Raw genomic sequence first — 13,576 nt, forward strand, 5'->3', positions numbered from 1 at the left:
GGGGAGGCCGTGCGAGCACGACCTCCCCGGTAATCGACAGGACTCAGGCCTGGCCGACCTCAAACCGGACGAACTTGACGACCTCGATGCCAGCCTCGGTGAGAACCTGCTTCACGCTCTTCTTCTGGTCCGCCACCGAAGCCTGCTCCAGCAGGACGAAGTCCTTGAAGAAGGAGTTCACCCGGCCTTCGATGATCTTCGGCATGGCCGCGGCGGGCTTGCCCTCCTCGATCGCGGTCTGCTCGGCGATGCGCCGCTCAGACTCGACGACCTCGGCCGGAACGTCTTCGCGCACAAGGTACTTCGGGCGCATCGCGGCGATCTGCATCGCCACCCCGCGGGCGTCGGCCTCGCCGGCTTCATCGGACTTGCCGGTGTACGCGACTGCGACACCCACCTGCGCCGGCAGGTCGGGGCTCTTGCGGTGCATGTAGACCGCGAGCTGACCATCAAGCACGGCGAAGCGGTTGATCACGAGCTTCTCGCCGATCTTGGCCGACTGCTCCTGGATCAGGTCGGCCACGGTCGTGCCATCGAGCGACGAGGCGAGCAGCGCCTCGAGATCGGCCGGCTTGGCCGACGCGACGTGCTTGACCAGACGGTCGGCCAGCGCGATGAAGGCATCGTTCTTGGCGACGAAGTCGGTCTCGCAGTTGAGCTCGAGAAGCGCGTTGCCGGAGTGGGCCACCAGGCCGTTGGCGGTGGCGCGGCCGGCGCGCTTGCCCACGTCCTTGGCGCCCTTGATGCGCAGGAACTCGACCGCCTTGTCGAAGTCGCCGTCGGACTCCTCCAGCGCCTTCTTACAGTCCATCATTCCGGCGGCGGTCAGGTCACGGAGCCGCTTGACATCGGCTGCGGTGAAGTTAGCCATGTTGGTATCCTCTTGTCCGTTTTATTCGGCCGGAGTGGTCTCGGTGGCGGCGGGCGCTGTCCCGGCGGGCGCGAGCAGCTCCTGCTCCCACTCGGCCAGCGGCTCGTCTGCGGCCACGGTGCCCGGCTCCGGCTTCACGTCGCCACCACGGGCGGCCTTGCCCGAGCGGGCGATCAGGCCGTCGGCCACGGCCGAGGCGATGACCTTGGTGAGCAGCTCGGCGGAGCGGATCGCGTCGTCGTTACCCGGGATCGGGAAGTCGACCTCGTCCGGGTCGCAGTTCGTGTCGAGGATCGCGATCACCGGGATGCCCAGCTTGCGGGCCTCGTCGACGGCGATGTGCTCCTTCTTGGTGTCCACGATCCAGACCGCGGCCGGGGTGCGCGACATGTCACGCAGACCACCGAGGGTCTTGGAAAGCTTCTCCTTCTCGCGCGAGAGCACGAGCGCTTCCTTCTTGGTGTGGGTCGCCGTGGCGCCGGACAGGTCCATCGCCTCCAGCTCCTTCATCCGCTGAAGGCGCTTGTAAACCGTCTGGAAGTTGGTGAGCATGCCGCCCAGCCAGCGGTGGTTGACGTAGGGCATGCCCACGCGGGCTGCCTGCTCGGCCACGGCTTCCTGAGCCTGCTTCTTGGTACCCACGAAAAGAATGCTGCCGCCGTCGGCAACCGTGTTGCGAACGAAGCTGTAAGCCTTCTCGATGTAGTCGAGGGTCTGGCGAAGATCGATGATGTAGATGCCGTTGCGCTCGGTGAAGATAAAGCGCTTCATCTTGGGGTTCCACCGGCGGGTCTGGTGTCCGAAGTGGACGCCACTTTCCAGCAGCTGGCGGATGCTGACAACAGCCATGGTGAGGCCAATCCTTCCGGCGTGAGCGCAGACTCACGCTTTCCCTGGTTAGTGCCGGCAGCCGGATGGCTACCGCCTGGCGCCCGGTCGCCGGCCGGTGTGAACTCGCAGAACGAGACCAGGGAGGCCGTCGCCCCGACCGCTGGGGGGTCGGGGAGGACGCGCGAAGTCGACCGCAAGCGCGGTCGCCGATAGACAAGTGTACGCCGTGACCGGCGACACCAGTAAAACGGGCCTTAAGCCGCGGTTCCGGCCGCGATCAGCAGGCCCAGCGCTATCGGGATGTACACCAGGGGCGTGCGCAGCCACACCCGGGGGCCCTGGAACTGGACCGCCGTCGCCGCGCCCGTGGAAAGCCCGTAGAGCCCGATCGCGAGCAGCGGGAAGGCGATCATGGCCAGCAGCGGGCCGAGCACGGCCGCCGCGCTGATTTCGAACGCCCCGGAAAGGAACGGCCTGATCATCAGCAGCTCACCAAGCGCGCCAAGCGCGAGGTAGAGCGCCAGGAAGATCGGCTTCTTACTCCGGTAGAGCCCGTCCGTCTCCGCTATCGAGCGGCGCACCGCGGCCGAGTCCACCGCGCTGGTCGCCTCCCGCAGCACCGGGCTGGGCTCGTGCGGGGCGGGGAAACCCGGCGGGATCGGATCACGGAGCGGATCGCCCATCGGGCCGCGCATCGGAGGCGGTCCAGCGGGCACGCCGCTCACCGGACGACGGCGATCTCCACCGCCCTCGAACCATCGCTCGCCCCGACCGCCGGTCTCCTGCCAGTTCGCGTTCTCGTCACGTCGGTCCACGGCCGCCGACCATAGGTGACGACGCCGGATACCGCAAGTGGGGGCCCTGATGATCGTGAAACTCGTACATGGGAATGTCTTGCCACCCACCGTAAAGTAGATCCGTGGTGGAGTACTTCGTCGATGACCGGGTCAAACATCTGGAGTTCATCCAAGCGGTGATCGCGCGGCTGTCCAGTGGATCGTTCTTCATGAAGGGCTGGGGCCTGACGGTCACCGGCGCCATCTACGGCTTCGCGGCGAACTCGCTGAGTTGGCACATCAGCATGGTCGGGCTGTTGCCCGCGGTGGCGTTCTGGTTCCTGGATTCCTACTTTCTCCGCCAAGAGCGGTTGTTTCGCCGCCTCTATGAGGATGCGCGCCGGTTTGACGGCACGGTCGAGGTTTTCTCCATGGACACGAGCCGCTATCAAGAAATGGAGACACTCCGCGCGGCGGCCTTCTCACGCACGCTGGCGCCCTTCTACGGCTTCATGATGATATCTGGGGCCATTTTGTTCGTCGTCTTCTCAAGATGATCCCGACAACGCCGCCCGCACCAGATGGGCCACAACATCTTCCGATTCGCCTTTATCCGCAGGGTTTTCCGGCCAGATGTTGCCGATCGCGTCATCGTGCCAGCGCGGCACCACATGCATGTGCAGGTGCCAAACCGTTTGCGACGCAGCCTTTCCCGCCGAGTTGATGACATTGAGCCCATCGGGCTGGAGGGCCTCCCGCACCCCGCGCGCCACGGTGAGCACAGAATGGGCCAGACGAGCGGCTAGCTGATCGTCCAGTGACCAAATGTCTTTCACGTGAGCCTTTGGTACCACAAGGGTGTGCCCCTTCGCCGCAGGGTTGAGCGGAAGAAAAGCCACCGAATGCTCGTCGGACCAGACTATCTTCGCCGACCCGGTCCCTCTTCCTATGGCACAGAACTGACACTCGTTATCTTCGTCCACGGCGCGACCACTCCCGGCAATTCTTATCGGCTGCTTGGTCACCGTTCTTGGCACGGTGGCCGCCGATGCAGGCGATGACAACACGTCGAAACTTCTCTATCCTCTTTAACATGCTGGGTGGGGGGTATTGAACTGTACCCACCGAAGGCAAGTCGGCCCGTGCAACAGCACTCCTGGGAGCAGTCGTGGATGGACCAACTATTGACGCGACCCGTCAAATGCGTGACTCGCTGCGGGAAATCCAGCAGACACCGATGGACAGCATAAAAACCCCCCAGGTGACCACACTGGTCAGCCGAATCCTCGGCGGGGACAGGGACAGGCTCGACACGCTATCGGCGTTCCAATCTATGATCTGACCACACCGTGTCAACTGGCGATGCCTTGCTAAAGTCACGCTCCCCCGCTATGTCGCAGTTCGTCCTCAAGGTGCACAGCCGCTGCGATCTTGCGTGCGATCACTGTTACGTCTACGAGCACGAGGACCAGAGCTGGCGTGAGCGGCCACGGGTGATGACGCCAGCGGTGATTGCGCAAGCCGCTGCCCGCATCGCCGAACACGCAGCCGCCTCAGGGCTGTCCACCGTGCATGTTGTCCTGCATGGCGGAGAGCCTTTGCTGATGGGGCTCGCCGCGCTCGGATCCGCGATCGGAGAGCTTCGGGCCACCATCGAACCGGTGGCAGAGCTTGACTTGAGAATGCAGTCCAATGGCGTCCTGCTCAACGAAGAGCTGTGCGATCTGTTCGCCATGCACGGTGTGAAAGTGGGCATCTCACTCGACGGCGGCCGGATGGCCAATGATCGTCACCGCCGCTTTCCCAACGGCGCCAGCAGTTACGGCCCGGTGCTCGCGGCTCTGCAACTGTTGCGCCGTCCCGAGTATCGCGCAAGTTTCGCCGGCCTGCTCTGCACGATCGACATCGCGAACGATCCGATCGAGGTTTACGAGGCGCTGATCGCGCAGCGGCCGCCCCGGATAGATCTCCTGCTCCCGCACGCCACCTGGGAGCGGCCACCACCGCGGCCGGACGACGACCCCACCCCCTACGCCACCTGGCTGGGCACCATCTACCGGCGCTGGGTGCAGGACGGCAAACCTGTCCCGATCCGGATGTTCGATTCGCTTCAGTCGCTGGCCCGCGGTGGGGCAAGCGGCAGCGAGGCGCTCGGGCTCGACGCGGCGGACGTGATCGTCATCGAGACCGACGGGGCTTGGGAACAGGCCGATTCCATGAAGACGGCCTACCATGGCGCGCCTGAAACGGGGTACGACATCTTCACCCATACCGCAGCGCAGGCCGCGCTTCATCCGGCGATAGTGGCCCGTTTCGGTGGCCTGGCCGCGCTGTGCGACACCTGCCAGGCCTGTCCGGTGGTCGCTCAGTGCGGCGGAGGTCTTTACGCCCACCGGTACCGGTCCGAGTCGAAGTTCGACAACCCCTCGGTCTACTGCGCCGACCTCAAAGGCCTGATCACTATCGTCGGAAAGGGTTCGCCGGCGCAAGCCACAGCCGGGTCGGAGGCGGCCGACTCGATGCCCGCGGATCTACTGGACCGGATGGCGACCGGCTACGGCGACGCCGAAGCCGTGCAATACCTGGCCGACACCCAGTTGGCCTTCGTCCGCGCGTTGCTGGTCGCGGTCGCCGCCGACGCGACGGGGTCCGCCGCGGAGGCGTGGAAGTTGCTGGGGCGGCTGGAACATGAAGCGCCACAAGCGGTGAAGACCGTTCTGACCCACCCCTACGTCCGGGCCTGGGCCGTGCATTGCCTCGAGAACGAGGGTGCCGATCGCGACCGCCTCGCCTGCCTGGTGGCGGCCGCCGCGATCCACGGCAATGTCGCCGTGCAGGTCACGGTTCCGGTCCACGACGGCGCCATCCACCTGCCCACTCTCGGCACGGTCCGGACAGTGACGCCCGCTTCTGGCGACGCCGTGTTGTCTGTGCTGGCGGGCGGATTCACCGTCCGATCTGGAAGGTCGCTGCTCGCCATCGCCACCGACGTGCCCACCGAGATCTGGGAGCCGGCCTGGCGCGTGGACTTCGACGGGCTGCGCCTGGTGGTCGAGGACAGCGATCCCTACCGCGACTGTCACGAGTGGACGCCGGGGCCGCGGCTGACCGAAGCGGCGGCGAAGCTGTGGACCGATTCGGCCATGGGCGCCTGGCAAGACATCCGGCGTCACGTGCCTGAACAGGTCCCGGGCATGCGAATCGGGCTCGCGGCCATCACGCCCCTGGTCGACAGCCAGGAAGGCGTCAACCGGGCCGCCACTTCCCGGCATGCCTTTGGCGCGCTCGGCACCACCTCGGTCGGCCCACGGGACCTGGCCGTGGTCCTTGTCCACGAGTTCCAGCACAGCAAAATGGGCGCCACGCTTGATCTTTTTGATCTTCTTGATCCTGGGTACCCGAAACGCCTGGCGGTTGGCTGGCGAAAGGATCCCCGGCCGGCCGAAGGTGTATTGCAAGGCATCTATGCACACCTGGGCGTGGCCGACATCTGGCGAGCCCGAGCCATTGCCGCACCCGATCCGGAGGCAGTCTCGTATTTCAATATCTATCGCGATTGGACGACCGGAGCGATCGATACCCTCACCGCCAGCGGCGCACTCACCCAGATAGGCCAACGCTTTGTCACTCGGATGGGCGAGGTGATCGCCCAGTGGCCGATGGTCAAGTGTTGACGTGGCGACCTACGCTGATGAATCAACAACCACACGTGCGGTTCAGGAGTGCGCTACGTGAGCGACGAGAAGCTTGAGGAGTCCGGCGCGCCGGTTTTCTTCGTGAGCTATGCCCGCTCAAAACCGGCCAACTCTCCGGTGTTGCCACCCCACGAGACCAACGCCCACGTGCAGCGCTTGTTCCGGGACCTGACCCAGCATGTCAATCAGCTGGTGCCCCTGTCCGCCGGCTGTGACCCGGGATTCATGGATATGACCATGACCGGAGGCGCGCTTTGGGAACGCGAGCTGCGCACCAATGCGGGGTCGTGCCAGGTGCTGATATGTCTGCTCTCCCCGCCCTACCTGCGCAGCGAATGGTGTGCCATGGAGTGGGACATCTTCTCCGCGCGCGAGGTGGTTCGGCGTTCCGACGGGAAACCGGCCAGCGAGACCATGATCGTGCCGGTGCTCTGGGTGCCCATCCTGGAGGAACTCCCGAAGATGATCGATGAGGTCACCCTGTTCTCCCCTCGGGATCTGCATGATTCGAATATCAGTCCCATGTATGAGCGGGAAGGCCTCTACGGGATCCTCAACACCGACCCGGGCGCCTACCCGGCCCTCGTCTGGAAGCTCGCCAAGCACATCCAAGTCCTGCAGGCCAAGTACGAGGTCCTGCCCAAAGTTCCGGACAGCATAGACGGCTTGAATCGGCACTTCTTCAAGGAGCCGGGATGATCGCAGCAGAGATCAACGCGGCCCGCGAGCCGCTGTATTTCTACTTGAGCTACGCACGCTCGGCTCCCACGTCCACTTCGGTCAAGACCGACATCGATCACTGGGTCCGCATGCTGTACCAGGATCTCTCGGCCGAAGTGCGACGGCTGGCTGCGCTTCCGTCAAAAGCGCAGGTCGGGTTCTACGACGGGCTGGCCCCGGCCGGCTCGGACTGGGCTGCGGCGCAAGCGGAGGCGCTCAGCGCGGCGGAGGTCTTCATCCCGCTCTATTCACCCCATTACCTGGACAAGCAATGGTCGCTGCGGGAGCGGGAGTCCTTCCGGCGGCGGCTGGCCAACGCGGCCGAGGCTTCGGATCCCAGCCGGCACATCCTGCCCGTGCTGTGGATTCCGCTGCCGCCCTCGGAGACCTCAGCGGAGGTCACCGAGGCACTGGAGATCGGTGAAGGGATCTCGGACTACGCAGAGGACGGGCTGCGCGCCCTGCGGATGCTCTCCTTCTACCAGGAGCAGTATCTTGCCGTCGTCCACCGGCTCGCCGAGCGGGTGGTGGAGCTGGCCCACCGGTTTCCGCTGGGGTACTCGAAAGCGCCGGCGGTAAGCGAGATCCCGGAGATAAGGCCGCAAGCCACCAACCCCTACGTGATCGCGGTGGTGGCGCCGACAACCGCGAACTGTCCGCCGGGCGCGACCGCGGAGTCCTACGGCGACAGCAGCACCAGGTGGCGCCCGTTCGGGCCCGCGCAGGCCCAGCCGATCGCCGTCTACGCCGCCACCGTGGCCGAGCGCCTCGGGTTGCCCACTCGCACCATTGACACCTCGGAGATCGGCGAGCTCGGGTCGAACTGGCCCGGCGTGTTGCTTATCGATCCCTGGATTCTGGAGACCGAAACCGGTGAGGCCACCTTGCTCTCGGTGCTGGCGCAGCTGCCCCAATGGGTAAAGCCACTCTTGGTGGTGGACTCCCAGGAAGCGTCGCGCGCCGAGGAGTTGAGCAAGCGGGTCGAAGGTATGCTCCACGAGTTTGGAATCGAGTGGGAGTTCGCCTGGAGTGTCGATCAGTTCGTCAGTCTCATGCCGACCTTGGTGAGCGACACCAGACGCCGATACCTGCGCACCGGCCGGTTGACTAGTCCCGCCGGAACGAAGCTCTCTCCAGGGGAGAAGGAAACCGATGAGTGAGAATCGCCGCGGGCAGATCATCACCTTCTATTCGTACAAGGGCGGCACGGGGCGCACTATGGCCCTGGCGAACGTCGCCTGGATATTGGCTGCCAACGGGAAACGGGTTCTGGTTTCGGACTGGGACCTGGAAGCGCCAGGCCTCCACCGATTCTTCCGCCCCTTCATCGACCTGCGCCTGCTCGACAGCGCGGGCGGAGTGATCGATCTCGTCCGCAAATACGAATGGGCGACCACCAAAAACGTTGAGCAGCCGGAGGGCTGGCACACCGAGTACGCCAAGGTCAAACGGCACGCCTTCTCGCTGAACTGGAGATTCCCGGACGGCGGCACCATCGACTTCCTGGGCGCCGGTCACCAGAACCTCGACTACGCCACCGGTCTCAGCGGCATGGACTGGGACACCTTCCACGAGCAGCTCGGCGGCGGCCAGCTACTGGATGCGTTGCGCGCGAACATGAAGCACGAATATGACTACACCCTCATTGACAGCCGCACCGGATTCAGCGACGTCGCGGAGGTCTGTACGGTCCATCTGCCTGACGTTCTGGTCGACTGCTTCACCTATAGCGAGCAAGGCATTCTCGGCGGGGCGCAGGCGGCAAAGTCCGTCCGGGACAAATACGGTGCTCGCAAGATCCGGATCTTGCCGGTACCGATGCGGGTGGACGACGCCGAAAAACAGAAGGCGGAAGTCAGCAAGGCCGTGGCGATGCAACGCTTCGCCGGCTTCCCTTCCGACATGACCGACGAGGAACGCGCCGCCTACTGGGCGGCCGTCGCCGTGCCCTACCAATCCTTCTACTCCTACGAAGAGACCCTGGCCACGTTCAGCGACCAGCCCGGTTCCCCGAGAACGCTGCTGTACGCCTACGAGATGCTGACCCGTCACATCACCAACGGCGAAGTCACCTCGCTTCCACCGATGGACAAGACTGTCCGGACGCGCACTGTCGCGCGCTTCACGCGTCACCTGACGGCCGCGGATGAACAAATCGTGCTGCGGTACGCGCCCGAAGACCAGGTGTGGGCAGAGTGGATCAGCGAGCTCCTGCGCACGGCCGGGGTGCGGGTCAGGGATCCGTACCACGAGGTGCCGGCCGGAGCCGACGCCGACCTCACCCCCTCCCGCTATCTGCGGATCGTCTCGGCGACAAGCGCCAGCGTGCGGGAGACCCCGCCCGAGCGAGCCGTCACCGATTCGCCGCTGGTCGTCTACGTGACCGACGCGGTGATGCTGCCGGGGTTCGCCGCCGCCGCTTCCGCCTACGTGTCGGGGCTGTCCGCCGAGGCCGCCGCTGAGCGGATCCTCAAGCTGATAGGCGTCTCCGACGTGGAGGTCGACGTCAACCAGCGCAGCTACAGCGCTCGTTTCCCGGGCCAGGAGCCAGACATCTTCGGGGCGCCGGCGCGCAACGCCCGGTTCACCGGACGCGAGGATGAGCTTCTCAATCTGCGGGCCCAGCTTCGTACCGGCGGAAATGCCACCGTGGCGGTGCTGCCTGGCACATTGCCGGTCGCCCTGCAAGGCATGGGCGGAATCGGCAAAACCCAATTGGCCATCGAGTACGCGCACAGGTTCCGCGCCGCCTACGACGTGGTCTGGTGGATCAGCGCGGACCCCGCCAACTTTATCGACACCCTCATCGCCGACCTCGGGGTCCGGCTCAAAATCCCTTCGCAGCCAACGGTTCTCGAGACCGCTCGGGCTACCATCCAGATGCTGGAACGAGGCGACCCACACCGGCGCTGGCTCCTCATTTTCGACAACGCCGAGGAGCTCGACAAGGTGGGCGATTTTCTTCCCAAGGGGCGCGGCCACGTGCTGATCACCTCGCGGGACCAGGCTTGGGGCGATCGGGCCCGGCCGATCCAGCTCGACGTCTTCCAGCGCGCGGAAAGCACCGCCCACCTGACCCGGCGGGTGCCGACGATCAGGCCGGACGAGGCGAACCGGATCGCCGAAATGCTGGGCGACCTGCCTATCGCGGTCAACGCCGCGGGCGCCTGGCTCGCCGACACCGGGACAGAGGTTTCCTCCTACATTCAGCAGCTGGAACAACACGGCCCGAACGATGACTCGGTCGACCAGACCTTCGTGTTGGCATTGCAACGCTTGAAGCAGCGGTCGGAAGCGGCCTACCGCCTGTTGCAGCTTTGTTCGGTGCTCGCGCCGGAGATCGATCTGGAACTCGTCTACAGCGACGAGATGGCTCTGGCCCTCACCAAGTTCGACTCCTCGGTGTCCGAACGCATCGTGCGAGGCAGTCTGGTCCAGCAGATCAACCGGCTGGCGCTGCTGCGGCTCGATGGGCAGCGCAGCCAGATCCAGGTGCACCGGGTGCTCCAGCATGTGGTGCGCTCACGCATGACACAGGACGAGCTGGACGAGGCACGCCACGAGGTACACGTCGTCCTTGCCGCTTCCCGTCCCAGTAGCGATGTGGACGATCCTCGTTCCTGGCCCCGCTTCCGCATGCTCTGGCCGCACCTCGAGGCGTCGGATGCGGTGAGCTGCACCGACGAAGGTGTGCGCCAGCTGCTTATCGACCGGCTCCGGTACCTCGCCCAGCGCGGTGATCTTCCCGGTGGCCGGCGGCTGGCTGAGCGAATGAACACGGTATGGGGAGGCTTCCTCAAGGCCGGGCTCGACGGGAAACGGCGCGATGACGTCCGTCGTCAGTTGCTGCATATGCGCTTCAACCTCGCCAACATCATTCGCGATGAGGCCAAGTTCGAGGAAAGCCGCGCCCTCAACGAGGAGGTGCTGACGGACCAGACCGCATTGCTCGGGAGCAACCATCCGCACACCCTCATGACTGCGGGCGGACTCGCCGCAGACCTGCGGGCGCTGGGTCGTTACGCCGAGGCGCTCAAGCTTGACCAGCAGACGCACGCGACCTGGGCCGAGTTCTACGGCGAAGATCATCCGCGGACCCTGATGGCCTTGAACAACCTCGCCGCCGCCCACCGCCACATGGGTCAGTTCCGCCCGGCCCTGGCCGGGGACCAGTTTGCCCTGGCTCGCCGCAGGGTCGTGCTCGGCGAAAACCATCCACACACGCTCGGCTCCGCCTCCAACCTCGGCCGCGATATCCGGGAAGCCGGCGAATACGACCGATCGGTAGCCCAGCTGCGCTCGGTGTCGGAGACGCTTTTGCAGCAATGGGGTCCCGACTTCCGGATAACCCTGAACGCACAGGCGAATCTGGCGACCTCATTGCGCAGCGCCGGGCAGGCCGCCGAGGCGGCGACCCTGCTGGAGAACGCTTACGAGCGGCTGAACGAGACGCTCGGTCCGCTGGGACCGGACACGCTGGCCTGCCGCCTGAGCCGGGCGGTAAACCTGCTGGCCCTCAACAGGATTGAGCTCGCCACCGGTGAGCTGGAGGAGGTCCGGCGGGCCTACGAGGAGAGCCTGGGTGCCGATCATCCGCACACCCTGCTCTGCGTAAGCAATTTGGCGGCTGCGGCGCGCGCTGGCACACCGCCCGATGCGCAGCTTGCCCGGCAGCTGGCCAGAACCGCTTCCGACCACCTCGCCAGGGTGCTGAGCGACGATCATCCCTATACCCTGGCCGCCCGGGTCAATTTGGCTGTCTGCACCGCGGAGGAGGGTGACGTCGAGGCGGCCTATCAACCGATCCAGGAAGCGGCTACGCAGTTGGCGAAGGTGCTCGGTCCCGATCATCCGGACACCGTGCGATGCGATGCCAACCTCGCCATGCTCGGCGGGAAGCTGGGGATCAACGGGTCGGACGCGATGGCCGACAAGGCACTTGAGCGGCTCGTCATGCGGCTGGGGAGGAGCCACCCGGCCGTGGAGGCATTGGTGGAAGGGAAGCTCTTACACCGGATCGTGGAGCCCCACCCGTTCTAGGGGCCACCGGCTCGGCTAGTAGGCCGAGCCCGCCGCGCTCATCTCGCTGTGCCAGGCGGTGAGCCAGCCCAGCATGCGCGGCAGGATCTCGACGGCGCCGAAGTGGGCGGTGTCGGTTTGAATCTCCAGCTCCGCGTCGGGAATCTTGGCGGCGAGCCATCGGGTGTGGCTCACTGGTGAGAAGTTGTCCTCCGCCCCGTGCCAGAGCAGGACCGGGCCTTTGATCTCCTCAACCTGAAAGCCCCAATCGGAGCGCAACGCCAGCACGTCATCCACCCAGCCGAACGGCCCCTCCCGCAAGCCCTCGGCATAGGTGCTGGCGAGCAGACGTCTTATGGCGTAGTCACGGACCACATGCAGATCAGGACCGGTCATTTGGCTCAACAAGATTTCTATCAACGCTTCCGGGTCTTGGCTCGTGCGATGGGCGCGCGCTCTCAGTCGTTCCGTGAGTCTCGCGGTGTCGGCATCGATTGCGGAGTATTCCTCCACATTGTCCGGAGCCATCCCTTCGTACCAATCAAGGCCGGGCGCATTGGCCGGCGCGACACTGACCAGAGCCACCGTGCGCATCACCTCGTCAGGCAGCAACGCGGCACAGGCGAGGGCATGCGGCGCCCCACCCGATCTTCCGACCACAGCGAACCGCTTGATTTGCAGCTCATCGGCAACGGTCTTGACATCGGCAGCGGCGTCGGCCACTTGCCTGTTCTGGTGTCTGGTTGATCCGCCGTAGCCGGGGCGGTCATAGCAGATGAGCCGCACACCCTGGCGGTACAACACACTTGATCGTGGCTTTGGGCCGCGGCGGCTTCCTGGCGTTCCGTGAAGCAGGAAGACTGGCATGCCGTGCGGGTCGCCGGTGACCGTGTAGGTCAAGACTCGATCGTCTGATGTCTTGAGGCTGTGCACGGTCTCCAGTTCCTTGGACACTGGACGGCCTCCCGCAGGTCGGTTGTAGACCCTTGCAAATTTCGCCAGTGGTGTTGGCCACCGCAAAATAGTGTTGTGTTAGGGACCAGAGTATAGTGCCGTCGGCCGGAGCGCCGCCAGAGTCGGGAAAACGGCCCATTGCGTGCCCAATAGTGGATAACGCTGCAGTGGCTTCAATTGTTACTCAATTGATAAGCGATGATATGTGACAGCGGCACCAAGCGTGTCGATTTGTGCCCTATAACAGATCAACTCGATGGTTGGTCGGCTTTCCCCATTCCGTTGTTTATCCACATGGCGAATCCCGCTCTCGTTGCCCGCCCGTTTGCTCATCGCGAGGGTGGTGCCCATGACGAAGACCCGGCAGGCATTGGGCCAGTGGGGCGAGAAGGTCGCCGCGTCCTATTTGGTCAGCCAAGGCTTGGTGCTGCTTGACCGCAATTGGCGCACCGCGGCCGGTGAGATCGACATCATCGCCAAGGAAGGCGACTCCCTGGTCTTCTGTGAGGTGAAGACCAGGCGGGGCAAGGCTTTCGGCGAAGCCGCCGAGGCGGTGACCGCCCAGAAGTCGATAAGGCTGCGCAGTCTCGCCTTGCAATGGCTGGCGCTGAGCGGCATCCGGCCCCGGCAGATCCGTTTCGACGTGGTGAGCGTGCTGATCAGCGGCGGGCAGGCACCACAGGTCGACCACCTGCGCGACGCGTTCTGAG

11 protein-coding genes are annotated in these 13,576 nt (G+C 65.0%); 6 read left to right on the forward strand and 5 right to left on the reverse strand.

Translation table 11 applies throughout. The annotated features are described in order from the left end of the window. Positions 1–43: 43 nt before the first annotated feature. The 3 genes from tsf to Rhe02_RS20330 all read right to left on the reverse strand — a co-directional run bounded on the left by tsf (position 44) and on the right by Rhe02_RS20330 (position 2,517). On the reverse strand, positions 44–871 hold the full coding sequence (gene tsf / locus Rhe02_RS20320) for a translation elongation factor Ts (RefSeq protein ID WP_203909855.1): 828 nt from the start codon (positions 869–871) through the stop codon (positions 44–46). 21 nt (positions 872–892) lie between these two features. Beyond that, positions 893–1,720, reverse strand: a complete 828-nt coding sequence (rpsB, locus tag Rhe02_RS20325) for a 30S ribosomal protein S2 (protein WP_203909856.1) — start codon at positions 1,718–1,720, stop codon at positions 893–895. A gap of 236 nt (positions 1,721–1,956) precedes the next feature. Beyond that, positions 1,957–2,517: a hypothetical protein gene (locus Rhe02_RS20330; RefSeq protein WP_203909857.1), complete on the reverse strand. Its 561-nt coding sequence runs from the start codon at positions 2,515–2,517 to the stop codon at positions 1,957–1,959. A 104-nt stretch (positions 2,518–2,621) separates the two neighbouring features. Here Rhe02_RS20330 and Rhe02_RS20335 point away from each other — a divergent pair, with 104 nt between their 5' ends. Beyond that, complete coding sequence (locus Rhe02_RS20335; protein WP_203909858.1) at positions 2,622–3,035, forward strand: hypothetical protein; 414 nt, start codon at positions 2,622–2,624, stop codon at positions 3,033–3,035. Here Rhe02_RS20335 and Rhe02_RS20340 read toward each other — a convergent pair. After that, a complete protein-coding gene (locus Rhe02_RS20340; RefSeq protein ID WP_203909859.1) occupies positions 3,027–3,503 on the reverse strand; it encodes an HIT family protein in 477 nt (158 codons plus the stop codon). The genes Rhe02_RS20335 and Rhe02_RS20340 overlap by 9 nt on opposite strands. A 366-nt stretch (positions 3,504–3,869) precedes the next feature. On the opposite strand from Rhe02_RS20340, the gene Rhe02_RS20345 reads away from it, so the two are divergent. Genes Rhe02_RS20345 through fxsT form a run of 4 tightly spaced genes read left to right on the forward strand, consistent with a single transcriptional unit; the run spans position 3,870 to position 11,933 of the window. After that, the gene (locus tag Rhe02_RS20345) at positions 3,870–6,152 is read left to right on the forward strand and encodes an FxsB family cyclophane-forming radical SAM/SPASM peptide maturase (protein ID WP_203909860.1); all 2,283 of its coding nucleotides are present in this window, start codon (positions 3,870–3,872) and stop codon (positions 6,150–6,152) included. A gap of 57 nt (positions 6,153–6,209) precedes the next feature. Then, the gene (locus Rhe02_RS20350) at positions 6,210–6,872 is read left to right on the forward strand and encodes a TIR-like protein FxsC (protein ID WP_203909861.1); all 663 of its coding nucleotides are present in this window, start codon (positions 6,210–6,212) and stop codon (positions 6,870–6,872) included. Further along, positions 6,869–8,053: a TIR-like protein FxsC gene (locus Rhe02_RS20355; protein ID WP_203909862.1), complete on the forward strand. Its 1,185-nt coding sequence runs from the start codon at positions 6,869–6,871 to the stop codon at positions 8,051–8,053. The genes Rhe02_RS20350 and Rhe02_RS20355 overlap by 4 nt, the downstream gene beginning before the upstream one ends. Then, positions 8,046–11,933 carry an FxSxx-COOH system tetratricopeptide repeat protein gene (gene fxsT / locus Rhe02_RS20360; protein WP_203909863.1) on the forward strand — a complete coding sequence of 1,296 codons (3,888 nt, stop codon included), beginning with the start codon at positions 8,046–8,048 and terminating at the stop codon, positions 11,931–11,933. Before Rhe02_RS20355 ends, fxsT begins: the two co-directional genes overlap by 8 nt. Positions 11,934–11,948: 15 nt before the next feature. Here the strand turns inward: fxsT and Rhe02_RS20365 are convergent, their stop codons facing one another. Further along, the gene (locus tag Rhe02_RS20365) at positions 11,949–12,866 is read right to left on the reverse strand and encodes an alpha/beta fold hydrolase (RefSeq protein WP_239123937.1); all 918 of its coding nucleotides are present in this window, start codon (positions 12,864–12,866) and stop codon (positions 11,949–11,951) included. Positions 12,867–13,215: 349 nt separating this feature from the next. On the opposite strand from Rhe02_RS20365, the gene Rhe02_RS20370 reads away from it, so the two are divergent. Beyond that, positions 13,216–13,575, forward strand: coding sequence for a YraN family protein (locus tag Rhe02_RS20370; protein ID WP_203909864.1), 360 nt, complete (start codon positions 13,216–13,218; stop codon positions 13,573–13,575). The last annotated feature ends 1 nt before the right edge of the window (position 13,576 follow it).

It is taken from the genome of Rhizocola hellebori (genome assembly GCF_016862955.1).
Taxonomy (GTDB): domain Bacteria; phylum Actinomycetota; class Actinomycetes; order Mycobacteriales; family Micromonosporaceae; genus Rhizocola; species Rhizocola hellebori.